The 21549-nt window shown below is 67.2% G+C and carries 23 protein-coding genes; 11 read left to right on the top strand and 12 right to left on the bottom strand.

Going from position 1 to position 21549, the window contains the following annotated elements; all coding sequences use genetic code 11:
• Nucleotides 1-73 precede the first annotated feature (73 nt).
• The gene (locus tag ITJ50_RS14980) at nt 74-874 is read right to left on the bottom strand and encodes a hypothetical protein (RefSeq protein ID WP_194590816.1); all 801 of its coding nucleotides are present in this window, start codon (nt 872-874) and stop codon (nt 74-76) included.
• A 132-nt stretch (nt 875-1006) separates the two neighbouring features.
• Here ITJ50_RS14980 and ITJ50_RS14975 point away from each other — a divergent pair, with 132 nt between their 5' ends.
• Nucleotides 1007-1345 carry a hypothetical protein gene (locus ITJ50_RS14975; RefSeq protein ID WP_111224263.1) on the top strand — a complete coding sequence of 113 codons (339 nt, stop codon included), beginning with the start codon at nt 1007-1009 and terminating at the stop codon, nt 1343-1345.
• A 6-nt stretch (nt 1346-1351) separates the two neighbouring features.
• Here ITJ50_RS14975 and ITJ50_RS14970 read toward each other — a convergent pair whose 3' ends face one another.
• The 3 genes from ITJ50_RS14970 to ITJ50_RS14960 form a co-directional block, all read right to left on the bottom strand.
• Nucleotides 1352-1918, bottom strand: coding sequence for a hypothetical protein (locus ITJ50_RS14970; RefSeq protein ID WP_194590815.1), 567 nt, complete (start codon nt 1916-1918; stop codon nt 1352-1354).
• 55 nt (nt 1919-1973) lie between these two features.
• Nucleotides 1974-2792 (bottom strand): aldo/keto reductase, encoded by an 819-nt coding sequence (locus ITJ50_RS14965; RefSeq protein WP_194590814.1) that lies wholly within the window; start codon nt 2790-2792, stop codon nt 1974-1976.
• A 188-nt stretch (nt 2793-2980) separates the two neighbouring features.
• Nucleotides 2981-4186, bottom strand: a complete 1206-nt coding sequence (locus tag ITJ50_RS14960) for an MFS transporter (protein ID WP_031259562.1) — start codon at nt 4184-4186, stop codon at nt 2981-2983.
• 355 nt (nt 4187-4541) lie between these two features.
• Between ITJ50_RS14960 and nrdH the strand changes: the two genes are divergently transcribed.
• The 4 genes from nrdH to nrdF all read left to right on the top strand — a co-directional run bounded on the left by nrdH (nt 4542) and on the right by nrdF (nt 8491).
• Nucleotides 4542-4775 carry a glutaredoxin-like protein NrdH gene (nrdH, locus tag ITJ50_RS14955; protein WP_017886897.1) on the top strand — a complete coding sequence of 78 codons (234 nt, stop codon included), beginning with the start codon at nt 4542-4544 and terminating at the stop codon, nt 4773-4775.
• A gap of 111 nt (nt 4776-4886) precedes the next feature.
• Nucleotides 4887-5303, top strand: coding sequence for a class Ib ribonucleoside-diphosphate reductase assembly flavoprotein NrdI (gene nrdI, locus ITJ50_RS14950; protein ID WP_031259561.1), 417 nt, complete (start codon nt 4887-4889; stop codon nt 5301-5303).
• A gap of 17 nt (nt 5304-5320) precedes the next feature.
• Nucleotides 5321-7426 carry a class 1b ribonucleoside-diphosphate reductase subunit alpha gene (gene nrdE / locus ITJ50_RS14945; RefSeq protein WP_017886895.1) on the top strand — a complete coding sequence of 702 codons (2106 nt, stop codon included), beginning with the start codon at nt 5321-5323 and terminating at the stop codon, nt 7424-7426.
• A gap of 90 nt (nt 7427-7516) precedes the next feature.
• Nucleotides 7517-8491 (top strand): class 1b ribonucleoside-diphosphate reductase subunit beta, encoded by a 975-nt coding sequence (gene nrdF, locus ITJ50_RS14940; RefSeq protein WP_017886894.1) that lies wholly within the window; start codon nt 7517-7519, stop codon nt 8489-8491.
• 164 nt (nt 8492-8655) lie between these two features.
• Here nrdF and ITJ50_RS14935 read toward each other — a convergent pair whose 3' ends face one another.
• The 4 genes from ITJ50_RS14935 to ITJ50_RS14920 all read right to left on the bottom strand — a co-directional run bounded on the left by ITJ50_RS14935 (nt 8656) and on the right by ITJ50_RS14920 (nt 12971).
• Nucleotides 8656-9507 carry a carbohydrate ABC transporter permease gene (locus ITJ50_RS14935; RefSeq protein WP_017886893.1) on the bottom strand — a complete coding sequence of 284 codons (852 nt, stop codon included), beginning with the start codon at nt 9505-9507 and terminating at the stop codon, nt 8656-8658.
• On the bottom strand, nt 9504-10358 hold the full coding sequence (locus ITJ50_RS14930; protein ID WP_228499887.1) for a carbohydrate ABC transporter permease: 855 nt from the start codon (nt 10356-10358) through the stop codon (nt 9504-9506). The genes ITJ50_RS14935 and ITJ50_RS14930 overlap by 4 nt, the downstream gene beginning before the upstream one ends.
• Nucleotides 10359-10563: 205 nt before the next feature.
• The gene (locus ITJ50_RS14925; protein ID WP_017886891.1) at nt 10564-11889 is read right to left on the bottom strand and encodes a sugar ABC transporter substrate-binding protein; all 1326 of its coding nucleotides are present in this window, start codon (nt 11887-11889) and stop codon (nt 10564-10566) included.
• A gap of 44 nt (nt 11890-11933) precedes the next feature.
• On the bottom strand, nt 11934-12971 hold the full coding sequence (locus ITJ50_RS14920) for a hypothetical protein (RefSeq protein WP_042540821.1): 1038 nt from the start codon (nt 12969-12971) through the stop codon (nt 11934-11936).
• Between the two features lie 187 nt (nt 12972-13158).
• On the opposite strand from ITJ50_RS14920, the gene ITJ50_RS14915 reads away from it, so the two are divergent.
• Complete coding sequence (locus ITJ50_RS14915) at nt 13159-14211, top strand: LacI family DNA-binding transcriptional regulator (protein WP_031259559.1); 1053 nt, start codon at nt 13159-13161, stop codon at nt 14209-14211.
• A gap of 223 nt (nt 14212-14434) precedes the next feature.
• Nucleotides 14435-14899: a hypothetical protein gene (locus tag ITJ50_RS14910; RefSeq protein WP_194590813.1), complete on the top strand. Its 465-nt coding sequence runs from the start codon at nt 14435-14437 to the stop codon at nt 14897-14899.
• Between the two features lie 142 nt (nt 14900-15041).
• Here the strand turns inward: ITJ50_RS14910 and ITJ50_RS14905 are convergent, their stop codons facing one another.
• On the bottom strand, nt 15042-15815 hold the full coding sequence (locus tag ITJ50_RS14905) for an SGNH/GDSL hydrolase family protein (RefSeq protein WP_042540819.1): 774 nt from the start codon (nt 15813-15815) through the stop codon (nt 15042-15044).
• A gap of 129 nt (nt 15816-15944) precedes the next feature.
• Between ITJ50_RS14905 and ITJ50_RS14900 the strand changes: the two genes are divergently transcribed.
• A complete protein-coding gene (locus ITJ50_RS14900; protein ID WP_156463815.1) occupies nt 15945-16406 on the top strand; it encodes a hypothetical protein in 462 nt (153 codons plus the stop codon).
• A 136-nt stretch (nt 16407-16542) separates the two neighbouring features.
• Here ITJ50_RS14900 and ITJ50_RS14895 read toward each other — a convergent pair whose 3' ends face one another.
• Both ITJ50_RS14895 and ITJ50_RS14890 read right to left on the bottom strand, forming a co-directional pair.
• Nucleotides 16543-17778: an acyl-CoA dehydrogenase family protein gene (locus ITJ50_RS14895; protein WP_056069917.1), complete on the bottom strand. Its 1236-nt coding sequence runs from the start codon at nt 17776-17778 to the stop codon at nt 16543-16545.
• 419 nt (nt 17779-18197) lie between these two features.
• Complete coding sequence (locus ITJ50_RS14890) at nt 18198-18635, bottom strand: hypothetical protein (RefSeq protein WP_194590812.1); 438 nt, start codon at nt 18633-18635, stop codon at nt 18198-18200.
• Nucleotides 18636-18876: 241 nt separating this feature from the next.
• Here ITJ50_RS14890 and ITJ50_RS14885 point away from each other — a divergent pair, with 241 nt between their 5' ends.
• From ITJ50_RS14885 to ITJ50_RS14875, 3 genes are all read left to right on the top strand, one after another.
• A complete protein-coding gene (locus tag ITJ50_RS14885; RefSeq protein WP_194590811.1) occupies nt 18877-19626 on the top strand; it encodes a hypothetical protein in 750 nt (249 codons plus the stop codon).
• A 71-nt stretch (nt 19627-19697) separates the two neighbouring features.
• Entirely contained in the window at nt 19698-19901 is a 204-nt protein-coding gene (locus ITJ50_RS14880) for a PLDc N-terminal domain-containing protein (RefSeq protein ID WP_194590810.1), read from the top strand.
• Between the two features lie 37 nt (nt 19902-19938).
• Nucleotides 19939-20358 carry a DUF1648 domain-containing protein gene (locus ITJ50_RS14875; protein WP_194590809.1) on the top strand — a complete coding sequence of 140 codons (420 nt, stop codon included), beginning with the start codon at nt 19939-19941 and terminating at the stop codon, nt 20356-20358.
• 138 nt (nt 20359-20496) lie between these two features.
• Here the strand turns inward: ITJ50_RS14875 and ITJ50_RS14870 are convergent, their stop codons facing one another.
• A complete protein-coding gene (locus ITJ50_RS14870) occupies nt 20497-21546 on the bottom strand; it encodes a methionine synthase (protein WP_194590808.1) in 1050 nt (349 codons plus the stop codon).
• Nucleotides 21547-21549 lie beyond the last annotated feature (3 nt).

Genomic DNA, 21549 nt, shown 5'->3' with positions numbered 1-21549 from the left:
CGAGTGCTCGCGAGTGCTGGTCAACCGTAACCGACCGTACGGACGGGCTCCGTCCGGCGGGGCGGCGACCGGATCAGCGCGCTGCGGGATCCAGGTTGAGATCGGTGTCCGTGATGAGCTGGTCGCCCGCGCCGGTCTGCAGCGACGGGTTCAGCCAGCGGAGTTGCGCGACGGTGATGCCCAAGCGTTCGGCGACCGTCACCTGCGCGTCGTCGCTCGACACCTGGTATGACACCGGCACACCGTGACGTTCGTGCACCCAACCGTTCGCCCCGGGCCGCGATGCGCCCACGTCGACCTGCAGGTCCGGGTACGGGTCGGGGATCGTCCAGTGCAACGGAGCGATTGCGAGCACGGAGCCGATGCCGGTGCGTCCGGAATCGTCCCCGTCATCAGACGGCGCCGGCACGAGCGCGACGCTGTGCAGGAAGTCCGGAGTGGGGCCGGCGTCTGACAGCCCGACCGAGTCCGGAGCGCCGGTCTCCGGGTCCCAGATGACGACTCCGGCACGGTACCCGCTGGCGTCGCCGGCACCGTCAGCGTCACCTCCGCGGAACTCCAAGCTCATCCACTGCGGGTTCGTCGTGCGGTAGCCGGACAACTCCGCGTCGAAGGTGCCGCTCTCGTTCGCGACGACCCGCACGTGGATCCGGGTGTCACCGCTCGCCGAGACGACATCGGTCTCGGCGGCGACCGTGCCGGCCGCCAAGACCTGCGGTGTGCTGACCTGCTGTGCGGCGGAGGTCGGGTCGGCTCCCGGGCTCCGGCTCGTCCCGTCGAGTGATGCCTGTCGTGTCGGCGTCGGGATCGCTTCGTCGCCGCCGAACGCCGTGCACCCGGCGAGCAGCAGCCCCACCAGTAGCGAGCCGATCACCGCGGTCGTCGCATCGTTCCCCCTCGTCGGCAGCGTAGCGGGGGCCAGGGGCGTCATCGAGTGCGGGGAGCGGACCGAGCCAGGCTCGTTACACGGGGCCGAGGACTAGCGTCCGCTGCAGGAGGAAACACCATGAGCGACAGCATCCCGAACGCCCCCGGCCCCGAGCCGTCGGACGACCGCGCACGGAACGACGCGCTCCGCGACGCCGCGCACAGCGACGACGTCGACGGGGTCAGCGGCCGCGAGCAGCGGGCGGCGGACACGTCGTACAGCCCGTCGAGTGAGCGCGAGATGGACGCGTCCCAGACGAAGCAGCGTGACGACGACGACCTGCGTGAGGACGGCATCGACCCGTCCAAGGTCATCGCGGCCCCCGGGACCGGCGGCGCGGACGACGCCGGCGACGTGGAGCCCGAACCGGGCGACCTGCACCTGCCGTGGCAGTCAGAGGAGGACCGCCGGGGCTGATCCGGGCTACCGGGTCGCGAGCTCGAGTGCGCGCACGAGTTCCTCGCCGTCGCGGACATCCCAGAACGCCACGAGCTGCGGACCGAAGAATCCATCGAGTCCGGTGTTCGCGTAGATCTGCGTCTGCAGACCGCGGGTCACGCCAGCGAACGGACCGAACTGCTCCTGCCACTCGACCGTGCAGTGCCGTCGGTCGGCCGACCAGCGCGTCGTGCGGTCCGATCGGCCCACCGGGACGTCGCGGGTCCCACACGACGTGATGACCAGGGCGCGGCGGTCGGTCACGGCGTAGACCGTCGTCCGCTTCCGGTGGAGCTTCACGAGGAACCGGCCGAACAGCAAGTGGAGGCCGAGGACGAGGAAGAGCGGGAAGATGACGAGCTCTGGCCCGATTTGACCGTCTCGGAGGACGCTGACGGTGCCGAAGCCGACGAATCCGCACCAGAGCAGCGAGAACGGAATGAGGAAGCCGTCGCGGCCCGAGAAGAGCTTGGCCGGGTCACTGGTGCCCGCCCAGTACAGGTGCTCATCGGGACGCAGATGTTCACGGGCGGCCTGTTGAGGATCGATCACCCCTCGACAGTACGACCTTGCCCTCGCCGTGGCTGACCGGTGCGTACCCCGCCCGCTACGACACCGTGTCCGGGTGGGAGCCCGTCCGCTGGCCGGACTCGAGTGTCGCGATCGCCGCGAGCTCGTCGTCGGTCAGCTCGAACCCGTCCACGTCGAGGTTCGACCGGATCCGCGAGGGCGTGACCGACTTCGGCAGCACCACCACGCCCTGCTGGACGTTCCACCGCACGAGCACCTGCGCCACGCTCGCCCCGTGTGCGTCCGCGATGCCGGTCAGCACCGGCTCGTCGATCAGGCGCCCGCGGCCGAGCGGCGACCACGCCCCGGTGACGATGTCGTGCTGCTCGTGGAACGCGATGAGCTCGCGCTGCGGCAGCCAGGGGTGCCGTTCGACCTGGTTCAGCGCCGGTACCTCGCCGGTCTCGTCGATGAGTCGCTGCAGGTGCGGCACCTGGAAGTTCGAGACGCCGATGCTCCGAGCCCGCGCCGACTCGCGCAGTTCCACCAGCGCCCGCCAGGTCTCGACGTAGCGGTCGTTCGCGGCGGCCGGCCAGTGGATCAGGTAGAGGTCGACGGCGTCGAGCCCCAGTCGCTCGAGGCTTCCGTCGAATGCCCGCAGGGTCGCGTCGCGCCCCTGGTGGTCGTTCCACACCTTGGTCGTCACGAAGACGTCGTCACGGTCCAGCCCGGAGGCCCGGATCGCCTTGCCGACGCCGGTCTCGTTGCCGTACATCTCGGCGGTGTCGACGTGCCGGTAGCCGGCGTCCAGCGCGAGGCCGACCGCCGTCTCGGCCTGGGCGTCGTCGACCTTGTAGACGCCGAAGCCGATCGCGGGGATCGAGCGGCCGTCGCGCAGGGGAACTGAGGTGACCATGCACCCATCCTGCCGGTGCCTGGCGGGCGCGCGCCGGGCCTCCAGGCCATCTGTGGAGAACGCGACCCGTACGCCGGGCGCACGTTCCTTCCCATACCGGCGGCGATGGCGAGTGGAAACGGGCGTACCTGCTCAGAACTTCCGACCGGGTACGCCCGATTCGACCAGGTACGCCCGAAAGCGTCCGCTCAGGTCGGCAGGTGCACCGGCTCGGTGTCGGGGAGCGGGCTGGCGTCGCGGCCGCGCAGGTCGGGCAGCCAGCTCCGCATCGCCAGGGGGAGCAGCACGCCCAGCCCGGCCATCACGGCGCCGACGGTGAAGCCGCCGACGGGGCCGCTGCCGTCGATCAGGAAGCCGGCGATCGCCGAACCGCCGGCCGCGCCGATCAGCTGGCCGGTGCCCATCCAGCCGTAGGCCTCGGCCGTGTCGGAGAACTTGACGGTGGCGGAGACCGAACCGAACATCACGGCGAGGGCCGGCGCGATGCCCACACCCGCGATGACCAGGGCGAGGCACAGCCACCAGAAGCCCGTGCCGCCGAGGGCCAGGGTGAGGCCGACGAACACGACGGCCATGCGCGTCCACAGGGTGTTGCGGGAGATCGGGCGGTGGCCGAACGCCAGGCCACCGGCGAGCGAGCCGACCGCGAACACCGCGAGGACGATGCCGGCGTTCGGGCTGCCCTCGCCGAAGACGCTGGTGACGCTCGCCTCGACCGCGGCGCACGCCCCGATCAGGAGCAGGCCGGTCAGGGTGGCGACGACGACCGCTGGACGCTTCAGCACGACACCGAACGCGCGCTTCGAACGGGGGATGCGGACGCGTCCGAGCTCGGGGGAGGCGATGAACCACGTGCCGCCGACGACCAGGAACACCATGGCGACGACGATCGCCTCGACCGTGCCGACCTGGGTGGCGACGAAGGTGGTGATGACCGGGCCGGCGACCCAGATGAGCTCCTGCGCGCTGGCGTCGAGGGAGAAGAGCGGTGTGAGCTGCGCCGACGTCACCATCTTCGGGTAGATGGTGCGCACCGCCGGCTGCACGGGCGGGACCGCCAGCCCGCCGAGGAACCCGACCACCACGTATCCCCAGAGCGGCATGACCACGAATGCGATCACCACCATGCTGACCAGCGCGACGATGCTCGTCAGGATGAGGACGGGGCGCATGCCCCAGCTGCCCATCCAGCGGCTCGTCAGCGGCCCGGCCAGCGCCTGCCCGACACTCGTCGTCGCGAGCACCAGACCGGCGGCGCCGTAGGAGTGGAACACGTGCTCGACGTGCAGCAGGTAGGCCAGCGACAGCATGCCGAACGGGAACCGTGCGGTGAGCTGTGCGGCGATGACACGACCCACGCCAGGGGTCTTCAGGAGGGGCCCGTACGTACTCACGAGACGAGTGTACGGACCGGCCGGATCGGGGTGTCCCCCGTCCTGGGGAGGGGGCCTTCGCGACACGCCGATGGGCTGATTCCACATCTGTGGATCGGGACTGTCCCCCGGTGTGGGGAAGTGTCGGTGGCCGGCCGCAGACTGGCGGAAACTCGGGCCTCCCGGGAATCCACAGACTGTGGAGGGCGTTGTGGAGAACTACACGGCTGTAACACTTCCTCTAGTGGTCGGTGCTGCGGCTAGCCACTAGATGTAGTGTGGAGGCATCGCAGCGGCCCCTCCCGGACACGACTGCGGACAGACATCAGCACCACCTCCACAGCACAGCAGAAACCAGTAGGAACCAGGGGAGAACATGGCCGTCACCGTCTACACCAAGCCGTCCTGCGTCCAGTGCACCGCGACGTACCGGGCCCTCGACAACAAGGGCATCGAGTACGAAGTGCACGACGTGTCCACGGACGAAGCAGCGCTCGAGCACGTCAAGAGCCTGGGCTACATGCAGGCCCCCGTCGTCGTCACGGACGACGACCACTGGTCGGGCTTCCGCCCCGACAAGATCGCGACCCTCAGCGCCGAACTGGCGTAGTCGTCCTGCGGGCCCCGAAGGGGCCCGCAGGCAGGGCATCTCGGGAGGCGCGACTCGCCTCTCCTGGCCCGCCCGGTCCGCCTGTCCGCACCTTTCCACGAGGAGCGCACCATGAGCCGATTGGTCTACTTCTCGAGCGTGTCCGGGTACACCGCACGCTTCGTCGAGAAGCTCGGCCGCGATGCGGACCGGATCCCGATCTACCCGAGCGAACCGTTCCTGCACGTGGACGAACCCTACGTCCTGGTGCTGCCCACCTACGGTGGCGGCAACGGCGACGGGGCAGTGCCCAAGCAGGTCATCAAGTTCCTCAACGACGCCCACAACCGCTCGCTCATCCGCGGCGTGGTGGTGGGTGGCAACACGAACTTCGGCGAGGCGTACGGCCTCGCAGGGGACGTCATCGCACAGAAGTGCAATGTCCCCCTTCTCTACAGATTCGAACTCTTCGGGACCCCTGACGACGTGTCGGCGGTCAACTCAGGATTGGATGCATTTTGGACGCAGCAGTTGCAGACGTCGATCTGACGTCGCCGCAGACGGGGATGGACTACCACTCCCTCAACGCGATGCTCAACCTCTACGACGCGGACGGGAACATCCAGTTCGACAAGGATCGTGAGGCCGCCAAGCAGTTCTTCCTGCAGCACGTCAACCAGAACACCGTCTTCTTCCACAACCTGAAGGAGCGGCTCGACTACCTGGTCGAGAACGAGTACTACGAACAAGCCACGATCGACATGTACTCGCTGGACTTCATCCAGCGACTCAACGACCTGGCGTACTCGAAGAAGTTCCGGTTCCAGACGTTCCTCGGCGCGTTCAAGTACTACACGAGCTACACGCTCAAGACGTTCGACGGCAAGCGGTACCTGGAGCGCTTCGAGGACCGCGTCGTCATGACCGCCCTCGGCCTGGCCCAGGGCAACGAGCAGCTCGCCATCGACCTGGTCGAAGAGATCGTCGCCGGCCGCTTCCAGCCCGCGACCCCCACGTTCCTCAACACGGCGAAGGCACAGCGCGGCGAGCTCGTCTCCTGCTTCCTGCTCCGCATCGAGGACAACATGGAGTCGATCTCGCGCGGCATCAACTCCTCGCTGCAGCTCTCGAAGCGCGGCGGCGGCGTGGCCCTGCTCCTCTCCAACATCCGCGAGGCCGGCGCCCCGATCAAGCAAATCGAGAACCAGTCCTCGGGCATCATCCCCGTGATGAAGCTGCTGGAAGACTCCTTCTCCTACGCGAACCAGCTCGGTGCGCGTCAGGGTGCCGGTGCGGTCTACCTCAGCGCCCACCACCCGGACATCATGAAGTTCCTCGACACCAAGCGCGAGAACGCCGACGAGAAGATCCGCATCAAGACGCTGTCCCTGGGCGTCGTCGTGCCGGACATCACGTTCGAGCTCGCGAAGAACAACGAGGACATGTACCTGTTCTCGCCGTACGACGTCGAGAAGGTCTACGGCGTCCCCTTCGGCGACGTCCCGATCTCCGAGAACTACCGCGCGATGGTCGACGACTCGCGCATCAAGAAGACGAAGATCAAGGCGCGTGACTTCTTCACGACCATCGCCGAGATCCAGTTCGAGTCGGGCTACCCGTACATCGTGTTCGAGGACACGGTGAACAAGGCCAACCCGATCAAGGGTCGGATCAACATGTCCAACCTGTGCTCGGAGATCCTGCAGGTCAACACCCCGACGACCTTCAACGAGGACCTGTCCTACAAGGAGATCGGCAAGGACATCTCCTGCAACCTCGGCTCGCTGAACATCGCGCTGACGATGGACTCGCCCGACTTCGGCAAGACCATCGAGACCGCCATCCGCGGCCTGACCTCGGTCTCGCAGATGTCGCACATCACCTCGGTGCGTTCCGTCGAGGACGGCAACGACAAGTCGCACGCCATCGGCCTCGGCCAGATGAACCTGCACGGTTACCTCGCTCGTGAGCGCGTCTACTACGGCTCCGAAGAGGGCATCGACTTCACGAACATCTACTTCTACACGGTGCTGTTCCACGCCCTTCGTGCGTCGAACAAGATCGCGATCGAGACCGGCGAGACCTTCGACGGCTTCCGCGACTCGAAGTACGCATCGGGTGAGTTCTTCGACAAGTACACCGACCAGACGTGGACCCCCGCGACGGCTCGCGTTGCCTCGCTGTTCGACAACGCGAACATCACGATCCCGACGCAGGATGACTGGAAGGCGCTGAAGGCGTCCATCCAGGAGCACGGCATCTACAACCAGAACCTGCAGGCCGTCCCGCCGACCGGTTCGATCTCGTACATCAACCACTCGACGTCGTCGATCCACCCGATCGCGTCGAAGATCGAGATCCGCAAGGAAGGCAAGCTCGGCCGCGTCTACTACCCGGCGCCGTTCATGACGAACGACAACCTGGACTACTACCAGGACGCGTACGAGATCGGTGCCGAGAAGATCATCGACACGTACGCCGCGGCGACGCAGCACGTGGACCAGGGCCTGTCCCTGACGCTGTTCTTCAAGGACACCGCCACCACGCGTGACATCAACAAGGCGCAGATCTACGCATGGCGCAAGGGCATCAAGACGATCTACTACATCCGTCTCCGCCAGCTCGCGCTGGAGGGCACGGAGGTCGAGGGCTGCGTCAGCTGCATGCTGTAGAGCTGCCGCTCTGCTCCCTGGAGGCGCGGTGCCAACCCGCACCGCGCCTCCAGTCCGTCACTTAGTCACCATCTCTGTAAGGAACACACGTTGGTCGAGAAGCTGAAGCTCATTGATCGGGTCCAGGCCATCAACTGGAACCGCATCCAGGACGACAAGGACGTCGAGGTCTGGAACCGTCTCGTCAACAACTTCTGGCTGCCCGAGAAGGTGCCGCTGTCGAACGACGTGCAGTCGTGGAACACGCTGACGCCGGCCGAGCAGACCCTGACCATGCGCGTGTTCACCGGTCTGACCCTGCTCGACACCATCCAGGGCACCGTCGGCGCCGTGTCGCTCATCCCCGACGCGATCACCCCGCACGAGGAAGCCGTCTACACGAACATCGCGTTCATGGAGTCGGTGCACGCCAAGTCCTACTCGTCGATCTTCTCGACGCTCGCGTCGACGCGTGAGATCGACGAGGCCTTCCGCTGGTCCGAGGAGAACCCGAACCTGCAGAAGAAGGCGTCCATCGTGATGGACTACTACCAGGGCGACAACCCGCTGAAGCGCAAGGTCGCCTCGACGCTGCTCGAGTCGTTCCTGTTCTACTCGGGCTTCTACCTGCCGATGCACTGGTCGTCGCGCGCCAAGCTCACGAACACCGCCGACCTGATCCGCCTGATCATCCGTGACGAAGCCGTCCACGGGTACTACATCGGCTACAAGTACCAGAAGGGCCTCGAGACCCTCACGCAGGCCGAGCGTGACGAGCTCAAGGACTACACGTTCTCGCTGCTGTTCGAGATGTACGAGAACGAGGTGCAGTACACGCAGGACCTCTACGACGAGGTCGGTCTGACCGAGGACGTCAAGAAGTTCCTGCACTACAACGCCAACAAGGCGCTGATGAACCTGGGCTACGAGCCGATGTTCCCGAAGAACATCACGGACGTGAACCCGGCCATCCTCTCCGCCCTGTCGCCGAACGCGGACGAGAACCACGACTTCTTCTCGGGGTCGGGCTCGTCGTACGTCATCGGCAAGGCCGTGAACACTGAGGACGAGGACTGGGACTTCTGATCCTGGACTGACTCGACGGGGACGCCCCGCTGGCTTCGGCCGGCGGGGCGTCCTTCGTTCACCGGCCCCGCCGCCCGAGAGGCTTGCTGGCACCCCCGTCGAGGTTCAGCTCGGAAGGGGCGTCTGCGACCGACCGGTTCCACCTCGACTCGAGCAGGCGAGCGTCATCCCTTGACGGCCGAACCGGCGACACTCTGGATGAAGAACCGCTGGAACGCGAGGAAGACGATCAGGACCGGCAGCACCAGCAGGGTCCCGAAGGCGAACGTCTGTCCCCAGTCGACCGGCGTCTGGCCGGAGAACACGCTCATCTCGAGCGGGAGCGGGCGGGCGGTCGGATCGGACGTCACGATCGACGGCCAGAGGTACGACCCCCACGAGCTGAGGAACGTGAGGATGGCCACGGTCGCGAAGACCGGTCTGGCGTTCGGGACGACGACCCGGGCGAACGTGCCGAATGCCCCGAGACCGTCCAGGCGCGCGGCCTCCTCGATGCTCTTCGGCAGGTTGAGGAAGAACGTGTAGAACAAGAAGATCGAGAACGCGTTCGCCACGAACGGGATCATCTGCACGAACAGGGTGTCGCGCTGGCCGTTCAGCAGGAACAGCAGCGGGACCGCGACGGACTCGAACGGCACGATGATCAGCAGGACGACGATGACGAACACCGCGTTCTTGCCGCGCCACTGCAGGCGCGCGAAGGAGTAGCCCGCCATCGAGTTCACGACGAGCCCGCCGAGCACGATGACCAGCGAGATGGCGACGGAGTTGCCCATGAACCGCCAGAAGTACCCCGTCGCGTCCGAGTCGAGGGCCTTGAAGACCCCGAGGTAGTTCTGGAGCGACAGGTGGATGGGGAGGAAGCCGGTGAAGCCGTCGAGGACCTCGGAGCTCGGCTTGAAGCTGCCGATCAGCAGGTAGTAGATCGGCGAGAACATGACCGCCGACATCACGATGAGGATGGCGTAGGAGCCGGCCTTCGAGAGTCGCTTGCGGGTGGGTCGGATGGTGCTCAACTTTCGCTCCTCTGGCGCAGGACGGCTCGCTGGACGAGGGTGATGACGACGATGATCAGGAAGAGGACCACCGAGATGGCGGCAGCCTGACCGACGCTGTTCTCGGCGAGGATCGCGTTCGTCGCCTGGTACAGGACCGTGCGGAGGGCGTTCTCGTTCCCGCCGGCGGTGGTGATCAGGATGTACACCTGGTCGTAGACCCGGAAGGCGAAGATCGTCGTGAGCAGCACGACGAAGATCAGGGTGTTCCGGACGCCGGGCACGGTGATGTAGCGGAACTGCTGGAAGACGTTCGCTCGGTCGAGTCGTGCGGCCTCGTAGCGCTCCTCGGGGATCTCCTGCAACGCCGCGAGGATGATCACCATCTGGAAGCCGACGCCCTGCCAGACCGACAGGACGATGACGGAGAGCATCGCCGTGTTGCCGGAGCCGAGCCAGTTGTGCGCGCCGACGGTCCCGCCGGTCACGGTCTCGACCGCGCTGTTCAGCAGGCCGTCCCCGCTGCGGTCGAGGATGACGCGCCAGATGACGGCGACGAGCGCCATGGGGAAGACGACGGGCATGAAGAAGAACGTGCGGAAGAACTTGATGCCCTTGAGCTGCTGGTTGAGCAGGACGGCGAACACGAGCGCCAGCCCGGTCTGCACCGGGATGACGACCGCGGCGAAGAAGAGGTTGTTGCCGAGAGCGCGGAAGAACTGCGGCGCCTCGACGGGGTCGGTGAAGAGGCGCACGTACTGCGTGAACCCGAGGAACGTCGGCGGACGCGGCGACCCGATCTGGACGTTGAAGAACGACAGCCCGATCGCGGCGACGAAGGGTACTGCGATGAACAGGACAATGCCGCTCATCGCGGGGAGGGCCATCAGCGGACCGGCGAAGGTGCCGCTCCGCTGCTTGCGCCGTTGTCGGGGAGCGCGGTGCTCCCGCGCCCTGGATGGCGTCGGCGGGGCATCCGACTGGGGACTGGTCGTGCTGGTCACTGGTGCTCCTGGTCGTCCTGTTCGGGGGCGGTGCCGGTGGAGACGTCGGGCAGGCCGACGTCTCCACCGCCGATCACTTGTAGTCGTTGCTGTCGGAGAAGGCCTGGTCGATGGACTGGGCCGCGGTGGTCAGCTGCTCCTTCGCGTCGGCGCCGCCCCAGACCGCGGAGAGCGCACTGGCGAACTTCGAGGTGATGACCGGGTAGCCCGGGGTCACCGGTCGGTAGACCGCGATACAGGAGTCCGTGATCGCCGTGGCGGGGCAGGACTGCTCGAGCTGTTGCCCCCAGAGGGCGAGGGCACCACCGGGCTGGTAGTCGGCCTGCTTGTCGAACACGGACTTCGTCGCTGCCGGAGCACCGTTCGCGTCCGTGATCGCCTTGACGCTGGTGTCGTTGAGCAGGTAGTCCATGAAGGCACCTGCGGCCTTGCCGTTCTTGGTGGCCGAGCTCATGCCCCAGGTCCAGGACCCGGCGCCGACCTTCTCACCCTTGCCGAAGTTCGGCAGCGGCAGGGCCACGAGGTTGCTGCCGACCGCCTTCGAGTAGGCCGGGTAGTTCCAGTGTCCGCTGAGGCTCAGCGCGACGCGGCCGTTCTGGAAGGCGTTGCCGTCCGTGTTCGCGTCGACGTATGGCTTCCAGGACGCGATGTCCTCGAGGGCCTTGACCGAGGCGGCGGAGTTCAGCACACCGGTGGCCTTGTCACCCTGGACGAGGTTGCCCCCGGCAGACTGGACCATCGGCGAGAAGCCGTACGTGCCCCACTCGGCGTTCAGCGACGCTTCGGTGAGGTCGAGCGCTTTCCCTGAGGAGTTCGCCGCGGCGAGCTTCTTCAGCGCCGCCGAGAACTGTTCCGGCGTCCACGCAGTGGACGGCGAAGTCGGGAGCTGAACACCGGCGGCCTTGAGGAGCTTCTTGTTGCCGTAGAGGCCCATCGCCGAGCTGTACTGCGCGAGGCCGTAGAGCTTGCCGTTGTCGGTACCCTCGGCGATCGAGCCGCTCGTGGCGTTGCTGACGGTGGACTTCGACACGTAGTCGCTGAGCGGAGTGAGCTTGCCGTTGTAGACGTAGCTCGCGAGCGTCGGGCCGTCGATCTCGAGCACATCCGGCAGCTTGTTCGTCGGGGTGTTCGTCACGGTGCTGGTGTAGGTGTCGCCGGAGATGAGCTTCAGGGTCGCCTTCACCTTCTTCTGCGACGCGTTGAAGCCCTTGACGGCGTTCTGGATGGCCGCGACCTCGGAGTCCTGGCCCTGGTGGCCCCAGACGACGATGCTGCCGGTCCCGCTGCCAGCAGCACTGCTGGAAGCGGAGCCGGAGGAGCAGCCGGTGAGGGCAGCAGCGGCGACCGCGGCGAGGGCGATGACCGTTCCTGTCCGGCGGACGAGGGACGTTGTGTGCATGGTTCTCCTTGAGTGGGATCGGGTGTCGGTCGGTGGGACGGCGCTCAGGGAGCGGCCGTACCGCTGCCGGCGGGGCAGGGGTGGGTCTGGGTCTGGGCCGTGGGCGCCGCTGGACGGAGGGCCAGCCGACCGTCGACGACGTGCACGTCGACCGGGTCGTGCAGGAAGCCGGGCAGGGGTTCTCCGGCGCGGCCGTTCGCGAAGGTCATCAGGACGGGTGAGCCGTCGCGACGACGGACGATCCGGCCCGAGTAGCACGTCACGTCGGTCAGCGGCTCGGCATCCGTCACGTCGAACGGACCGAAGGGCCCGTCGATCGGGACCGACCAGGTGCCCGGTGTCTCGTCGGCGCGTGGATTGGCCGTGCTGAGGGCGTCAGCGGGGCAGGAGAACACCAGGAACCAGGCGCCGTCGACCTGCACGACCTGCGGTACCTCGAGGTGGACGAAGCCCGATCCGGGTGAGGTCAGCGGTGGCTGTACTTCCCAGCGCTCGAGGTCGGTGGACGTCGCGTGTCCGATGACTCCGCGGTCGTCGAGCGCTCCCTCGGTGGAGCGGGCGGTGACGAGCATGTGCCAGAGGCCGCCAGAGGGGTCCTCGTGGACCCACGGGTCGCGCCAGGCCTCTTCCGGGAAGAGTGCGCCGTCGACGTCGGGGTCGTTGCCGAGGGTCTCGTACCAGCGGGGGTCGGAGCGCGTCACAGGGCCGGGCAGCTTCTGCCAGGTGACGAGGTCGTCGGACACGGCGACCCCGACCGTCTCGATGTTGGTGTGGACGGGCTCGTCCTCGAGGAACCGTGTGCCGGTGTAGAACATCCGCCAGCGGTCGTCCTGGCCGCGCACGACGCTCCCGGTCCAGGTCGTCGTCCCGTCGAACGCGTTGTCGGGACCGGGCCCGAACGGTCCGTCCAGGATCGCCCAGTCGACGAGGTCGTCGGAGACGGCATGACCGATGCGGGCTGCACGGTGTCGACGGTGCTCGTCGCCGAGTGACCGCGGTGCGTGGAGGAAGAACACGTGGTGGCGGTCGCCGTCGTCGGCGAACCAGAAGTCCCACACCCAGTGGTCGGGGAGCCTCAGCACGGGAGCACCGTTGCCCGGAAGCGGCGTTGGCCGTCGGTCGAGGGAAGGTCGTGCACGGGGTTCCACCACTCATCATCGAGGGGTCCACCGCCATGGTGAACCGGTTAATCACGTATGGTGTACCGGTTCACCACGGTCTGTCAAGCCCGTATGCTGGAGAGGTGCGAACAATGACGACGAGGTCGAGATGAGCGCCCGTCGAGTGACGCTCTCCGACGTCGCCGCTCGCGTCGGGCTGTCCAAGGCAGCCGTCTCGCAGGTGCTCAACTCCCACCCGGCATCGCGCGTTTCCGTCGACGCCGCAGCCCGCATCCGTGCCGCAGCGGGTGAACTCGGTTACCGACCGAACCTCACCGCACGGTCACTCACCACTCGCCGGTCCGGTGTCATCGGACTCGTCTCCGAGGCCATCACGACTGACCGGTTCGGGTCGGGCATGATCCGCGGCGCCCTCGCCGAGGCGAAGCGCCAGGGATACGTCCTCTTCATCACCGAGACCGAGGACCAGCAGGCCGGGATCGTCTCGTCGTTCGGTGTGCTCGTCGACCACCAGGTGGACGGGCTCATCTACGCTTCGATCCGACCGCACGCCGTCGAACTCCCTGAGATCAACGCGGACATCCCCGTCGTCATGCTCAACGCAGTCGCATCCCGTCCGACCGCCACCGTCCTCGCCGATGAGCACGCCGGCGGCGAGTCGATCGTGCGGCTCCTGCTCGACGCCGGCCACACCGAGGACGTCGTCATCATCGGCCGCGATCGGTCCGTCCGCCCGGCTTGGACCACCCGCGCGATCGAACGGCGCCTCGCCGGGATATCGGCGGCCCTCGCGGCCCACGACGTCGTGCCGATCAGTGAGATCGACATGCCCGAGTGGGATCCCGACCACGGCTACGAAGCCATGCGGGGCCTGCTCGCCAGCGGCCGTCGCCCTGGAGCGGTGATCGCCCTGAACGACCGGCTCGCCTTCGGTGTCTACCGCGCCCTGACCGAAGCGGGACTCCGGGTCTCCGAGGACGTCTCAGTCGTTTCCTTCGACGACGACGACATCGCGTTGTACCTCGAACCGACCCTCACCACCGCGGCGCTGCCGTACGAGGAGATGGGGGCCCTGGCGGTCCGCATCCTCCTTGACCCGGACTTGACCGTCGGTGAACAGCTCGTCCCGATGCCGATCCGGGTACGCGGTTCGGTGTCCGCAGTACCGCAGGAGCTCAAATCGTTCGACAGGCCCCACTGAGTCGTCCAGCGACGGTCCGCGGCTCGGGATGTGCGATCGCAGCCTGGGCCGAGCGGGCATCTCGTTCGTCGACGCCATGGTCCGTTCGGCGAGCGCCGAACCGCGAGCTGCCAACGTCGGACCAGGGGGGGTGTGATGCCCCGACGAACCCACGTGTGCCACGCTCAGAGGAGCGCGGATCACGATCACCTCTGTCGCCGACGAGCACGTGGAGGAGCCCGCCTTGATCATCACGAAAACCAACGGGTCGGTCAGCAGTGTGCTGAACGACACGTTCCGACCGCTCCCGGAGCAGGTGCGACGTAGCCTCGGCCTTCTCGACAACGACGACCACTTCGCGTGGCTCGTCTTCTCCGCGCCGATCGACGACCAGACCTGGCGCGCCGGCCCGCAGGCGGTCATCGACGAGTACGGCGACTCGTACCTGCAGGCCGGTGGCACCGCGGAGAAGATGAGCGTGGAGCTACGCCGCCGTGAGGACGACGGTGAGTACCGCTTCTCCATCGTCGGCCGTGATCACGATCTCACCGAACCGCTCACGGAGACCATTGACGTGCAGGCCGCGCACGAGCCGCGGCATCCTGCCGAGCTGTTCACGGCCGACCAGGCTGCGCCGGTGTTCATGCACTACGTCGAACACCAGACGGTCCCCGACGGCTACACGCTCCGTCTCGTCGCCGACATGTAGAAGATGGTGACGCCTCCCGTCCGTCATGTGTCGCGCGAGCGCGTGGAGTCTCGACGTGTTCTCGCCGGTGCCAAAGACTTCCGACTGCCCACGAGCGCTGTCCACGGGGTGCTTGAGGTGGGCTGATGTGACCGGTGGAGGCCTACGCGTTGAGCGTGCGCTCCAGCTCCGCGGCGATGGCGGTCATGCCGGCCTCGTTGGGGTGGAACGAGGACATGTCCAGGTGGAACGGCTGGATCCAGGGCTTCGCTGAGCCGAGCGCGTGGCCCTCGCTCAGCGCCGAGGCGAGGACGAGTTCGGCGCCGGTCCTCGATGCCGCGTCGCGGAAGACCTTGCGGATCGCCGTCTGTATGACCAGGAACTGATCCAGCTCGTCCTGGTCGAACGGCGTGTGCTCGAGCGAGTCGCCGTCCACCACCGTGAGGTAGTCGACAAGCATGATCCGCGCACGTGGTGCCTTCTCGCGGGCCTTCTCGACGACCTGCACGAGTCCCGCTGTCGCCGCTTCGACGGCCTCGTCGGTCGGTGCGGGGATGTCGTCCGGCAACATGGTGCTGAGCGTGGCGACCATGGGAGATTCCGGTGCCGTCCGGCGCAACGCCACGGAGAACATCGCACCGGCGAACTGCAGGTCGTTGCCGCCGGCGGTCACGGTGACCACGTCGGCATCGGCCGGAACGCCGTCGACCTGCGGCGGGTAGACGACACCGGACAAGGCTTGCTGCGGGGTGTCGAGGACATTCGCCGTCGTCGCGCCCGAGACGGTGAGATCGACGAGTTCCGCCGAGAGGCGTCCGGCGAGCTGGTGCGCGTAGTTCTTCGCGGACCGCACGGCGCTGGCGTCGACGATCGGCTCGATGCCAGGGCCGGCTGCGAAGGAACTCCCGAGTGCTGCGATGACCTTGGAGGGGGACATGGGACCAGCGTGTCACCGGGAGCACCTCGTTGCCGGAGCGTTCGTTCAACAATGACCATCCCGCGTCGGCCACACTGAACGGAGAACGAATCCAGATCACCTCGGTCAGCGCAACGAGTGAAGCGGCACATGATCATCGAAGAGACCAACAGCAGCATCAGCAGCATCCTGCGGGACACCTTCCGGCCGATGCCCGACCAGGTCCGCCGCATGCTGGGACTCCTCGACAACGACGAGCACTTCGCGTGGAGGCTCTGGTGGTGTCCCGACGACGCCGACTGGATGTTCAACCCCGACAAGACTGAGGAGCAGTACGGCAACTCCTACCTGCAGGCCGGTGGCACCGCCGAGAAGATGAGCGTGGAGCTGCGCCGCCGCGAGGACGACGGGGAGTACCGCTTCTACATCATCGGCCGTGCCCACGATCTCACCGAACCGCTCACGGAGACCATCGACGTGCAGGCGGCGCACGAGCCCCGGCATCCTGCCGAGCTGTTCACGGCTGACCAGGCTGCGCCGGTGTTCATGCACTACGTCGAACACCAGACGGTGCCAGACGGCTACACGCTCCGTCTCATCGCCGACATGTAGAAGGTGGCGACGCCACCGTCGTGTGTTCGCGACCGTGTACCGGACGGGAGGCGCGGTGCCAGCTGGCACCGCGCCTCCCGTCCGTCGTCTGTCACGAGATCGCGTGCACTCACGCGGCCAGCTTCCGGTGCAGGCGTCACGAGGTGCGGGTCGCACCGATCGCCCAGACGCGGGGCGGTTCGGCACCGTTGACCGCGTGGTCGCCGATGATCCGCGCCTTGAACACCCACGGGTTGTGGCTGCCAGCGGTGCGGGCGTTCCGCCAGTGCCGGTCGAGGTTCTTCGTCGTGCTCACCCCGGACGCCGCGAGCGCGTCGAACAGGTGCGACGTCGCCGTCGTCGCCAGCGTGGTCAGCGCAACCTGCGCCTGCGCGGTCGCGAGTTCGGCGCGGTCGTTGCGGCGCTCGTCCTCGGCGGTGTCGAGCCCCGCTCCCTCGTACGCTTCCTGCAGGGCTGCGGCGGCCCGGTCGACGATCGCGGTGGCGGCGAACCCGGCCGCCGACACCTCACCGACGACCTGCAGGATCTGCGGGTCTGCCGCGAACGTGTCGGCGTTGCCGTGTGAGAAGACGCGGGTGCGGTTGCGGACCTCGCGCGCGATCTCCCGTTCGGCTGCGAGGACGGACCCGGCGAGGACGCTCAACAGCACGCCCTGGTAGAACGCCGTCTGGTACTTGAACCGCTCGTCGAAGGGGATCACCGCGTCGGCCTGCACGACGGCGTCGTCGAAGGTGCTGGTGCCGGAGCCGGTGGTGCGCTGCCCGAACCCGTCCCAGTCATCGGTGTGCGTGACCCCGGGCTGGTGCGCGTCGACGATCGCGATGACCCGCTCGCCGGTGTCCGTGCGCTCAGCGTAGGTGTCGATCCAGTCGGCGAAGATGCTGCCGGTCGAGTAGTACTTCTGGCCGGTGATCCGGAACGTCCCGTCCGGCTGCGGGGTCACCTTCGTGACCACATCGCCGACCTGCACTGACCCGACCTCGGTCCACGAGTTGCCGGCGATCTCACCGCGGCCGAAGCGGTCCAGCCACCCTTCGCGTTCCCCGGACCGGGCGACCAGCCGGTCTTCCACCAGCGCGAAGTGACCGCGGAGCGCCTGGGGGATGTTGCTGTCAGCAGCGGCGAGTTCGGTCAGCAGGCGGAACAGCTGGGGCAGGGTCGCCCCGGCTCCGCCGCGGGCGACGGGGACGCGGACGGCGCCGAATCCGGCGGCGGCCAGTTCGCGGATCTCGTCGAACGGGAGGCGGTGGTCGCGTTCGCGCTCGGAGGCGCCGGCAGCGATGCGGTCGAAGATCGGACGGAAGCGGGCGAGGAGCTCGTCGTCGGCGCCCTCGTCGATCGTGCGGTCGGCGGTCTGGTTGCTGATGGTCACGAGGACTCCTTCGTGCTCTGGGTTGCTACCTGTCGCGTGGTGTGGCGCCGTGTGGTGTCGATTCGTCCGGTGTGGGCGGACAGCCCGACCAGATGTGCGCCATCGCGAGACTGTGGCATCGCCGAACGCCCGCGAGAAGGGGTGTGTCGATGTGTGTCGGAGGGTGACTTCCCATGACGCGTGACCACGCTGCGACGCCGTGTGCGTTCGCAGCAGCCCCCTTCGCGGTTCCGTGCGGGTGTGATGGCTGGGGAGCCGACGTTGGACGACAACGGGCATGCTCCTCAGAGGAACCCGCCTATGCCGCCCTCAGCGCAGCGCGCATCAACGAGGGAGCAAGCACCCGTCAACGGACTGGCCACTGCCTGGCCGGGTGTGGGCGAAAGCCTCGGTTTCGGCGTCGTTCACTCCGGTGAGGTTCAGGCCGGCGGTGTCGTCCCAGCGCCCTCGGTGTCGTCGGCACCCGCAAGACCTGTCCCGGCCTGGTCGAGGTTCTCGTGGGGGTCACCCATGTCTCCGGTCGCAGCGCCGGTGCGGGACAGCCCGAAGTGTCCGCGGACGGCGTTGGCCTCAGCGGGGGACAAGGTGCTTCCGGCTCCGAGGGACGGCGCGCCCTTGATCGCGTCCTTCGTGTACCCGACGTGCACGTCCGTGCCGTCGAACGTGGCGTCGTCGGCGGGGACGAGCGCCTGGTGACGCCCGAGCAGTCCGGTCGCGACACAGACGTAGGCCGCACTGCCGTCCTCGTCGGAGGGGAACACCTGCACGACCTTGCCCACTGATACGCCGTTGCGATCCCGGACAGTCGCACTCTCGACCTTGTGGATGACGCCCTTGGTGATCATGAACGTAGTCAACGCCCCGAGTCTGACGCTTCGCAGACGCCGTCCCCTTGGTGGGCGGGGTGGACCCGACCCTCGGAGTCCGGGGCCGCCTTGGCGCGCCACTCGATCGGCCGATCGCCCTCCGCGCGTCAACGACACGCCCGGAACAATTCTGAAGTTGCAGATCTGATGTACCACTGAGTTGACTGCTCGTTGTCGGCAACGCCGCCGACGCGAAAGCCGGCGTTGAGGCCGGAGAGCGAGGGGAATTTCCATGAAGCAGTCAACCTACGGACGTGTCGTCTCGATCGGCGCATCATGCGCCGTCGTCGCTGGTTCCGTCATCGTCGCCGTTCCGGCAAACGCCACGGTCACGCCGCCCGCCGACAGCAACGCTGTTGAACCGCGAACGCCGTCCGAGGTGTTGTCGGCTATCCGCGCTGACCTCGTCGCTTCCGGAACCCCGTCCGACATCACGGCCTTCGACCGCCTCAGCGCTGATCAGCGCCATGAGCTCGCTTCCTACTTCTTGGATCCGAGCATTGCGTCCGCGGCCACCGCAGCCGCCGATGAGAGGGTGCTCGGGCCGGAGACTGTTCGGACGAACGGGGACTTTGAATGGGGAGAAACGGAACCGTCGGGCGCTGGACAGGCAGGAAACGGCGTCGGGGTGGGGACCAGGGCCGCATCCCGGTCGTCGTGGGGGAAGCAGTGGTTCGCCTTCGCCGGAATCCGGCTCACCGAGACGAAGGTGTCGATGTCGTACCAGTACAGCGGTACTACAGCGAGGAAGATGCTCGGGTACTCGTGCACCGTCGTCAGGAACGTCCAGCCGTTCACTGAAGTGAGGACCTCCAAGAGCAGCGGTTACATCAGCGGCGGACAGGCCACTGCGAAGTGCAAGGTCGTCGTGGAGCGTGGTGTGCCGACTCCATGGGGCACGGTTGCGTGGAGCACCTACTCCTCGATCCAGCGCCTCAGCGCCAAGGGCAACGGCGCGATCACCTACAACCGCTGGGAGTGAGCGGAATGGCGTCTTGGGCGGCGGGGCAGATGATGAATCCACTTGTTCCAACAGTGCTCGACGGTGTGCTGATGGCCGTATCCCTCCTCGCGCTGTTCCTCGCGCTCGCAGCGTTCATCTCGCTGATCCGAGCTCGGTCGACCTCTGGCCGTCGTTTGCTCGGATGGACTCTCGTCGTCCTGTTCGCTCCGATCATCGGGCCGGCAACGTGGTTCGTCGCTCGGCACCGCGAACGGTCGATCGTGCCCAGAAATGACGACGTTGGCCAGCGGTGAGGGGAACTTTCGGTCGGATCAGCACCCTGTGCGCAGCATGAATCCGCGTGCCTTGTTCGCAGCCGTCGCTGCTGCGTTCCCGGTCGTCGTCGAGGTCGCGGTCACCAGCGTCTGGTGGGATCGGTTGCCCGACCGGATCGCGACGACGTTCGGCCCGGATGGCAGCCCGAGCGGGTACGGAACTCCGTTGGGAACCGCGATCCTGCTCGCGGCGGTACAGTCGCTGTTCCTCGTGGGGGCGGTCGGCTCCGCTTTTGCTCGAGACCGGCGCAGAGGTCGCATCTCGTGTGCGGTCACCGCAGGGTTCGTTGCGGCTCTCGCGATGAGCTGGCTGATCATCGTGGGATTGGGGTCTTCGACGTTGAGTCCGACGGCTTGGTGGCTTCTCGCGGCGGCGCCCGTGTGGGCGTTTGTCCCGTACTGGTTGCTTTCCCCCGCGAGGGGCGGTGGAAGGTGACGCCACTGCCGGCGTGACCTTCCAGCCGGAGCGCAGCCGCGCCTCCAGATCGGATCGAAAGCCGCGCACGCGGCGGACGCAACACGAACGGCGGCTCTCCTCCTTCCGGAAGAGAGCCGCCGTGGTGTCTCGCAGTGGTCAGCGCCCCGACGGGACCGCCGCGCCGACGAGCTCAGCCCGCACGATGTCTGCTCCAGCGGACAGCGCACCGAGCTTGTCCAGCGCCGCGCCCCGCGCCAGGGGCGCCATCCCGCAGTTGGAGCTCGGGATGAGCTTGTCGGCATCGACGAACTCGAGCGCCCGACGCAGCACCTCCGCGACCTCTTCCGGGGTCTCCACGGTCTCGGTCGCGACGTCGATCGCCCCGAGCATGACCTTCTTGCCGCGGATCAGCTCGACGAGTTCAAGCGGAACGTGGGAGTGGATGCACTCCAGCGAGACGATGTCGATCGACGACTGCTGCAGCAGCGGGAAGGACTGCTCGTACTGCCGCCACTCGGCGCCGAGGGTCTCCTTCCACTTGTTGTTCGCCTCGATGCCGTAGCCGTAACAGATGTGTACGACGGTCTCGGCGCGCAGGCCCTCGGCTGCGCGCTCGAGCGCGGCCACGCCCCAGTCCTGCACCTCGTCGTGGAAGACGGTGAAGGCGGGCTCGTCGAACTGGATGATGTCGACGCCGGCATCCTGCAGTTCCCGGGCCTCTTGGTTGAGGATCGTGGCGAACTCCCACGCCAGCTTCTCGCGGCTCTTGTAGTGCTGGTCGGACAGCGTGTCGATCATCGTCATCGGGCCGGGGAGCGCCCACTTGATGGGGCGATCGGTCTGAGCCCGCAGGAACTTCGCGTCCTCGACGAAGACCGGCGCCCGGCGGCTCACGGCACCGACGACGGTCGGGACGGCCGCGTCGTAGCGGTCGCGGATGCGGACGGTCTCCTTGCGCTCCAGGTCGACGCCGTCCAGGTGCTCGATGAACGTCGTGACGAAGTGCTGGCGGGTCTGCTCACCGTCGCTGACGATGTCGATGCCGCGGCGTTCCTGCTCGTGGACGGCGGACCGGAGGGCGTCCTGCTTGCCCTCGGTCAGGGCCGCGCCCTGCAGCTCCCAGGGGGACCAGAGCCGTTCGGGCTCGGCGAGCCAGGACGGTTTCGGCAGGCTGCCGACGATCGAGGTGGGGAGGAGAGAACGCATGGG

It is taken from the genome of Curtobacterium sp. VKM Ac-2889, from assembly GCF_015350855.1.
In the GTDB taxonomy this organism is placed as follows: Bacteria; Actinomycetota; Actinomycetes; order Actinomycetales; family Microbacteriaceae; genus Curtobacterium; species Curtobacterium poinsettiae.
The sequence above is the reverse complement of the archived record's forward strand: the minus strand, read 5'-3'. Positions and strand labels throughout refer to the sequence as shown.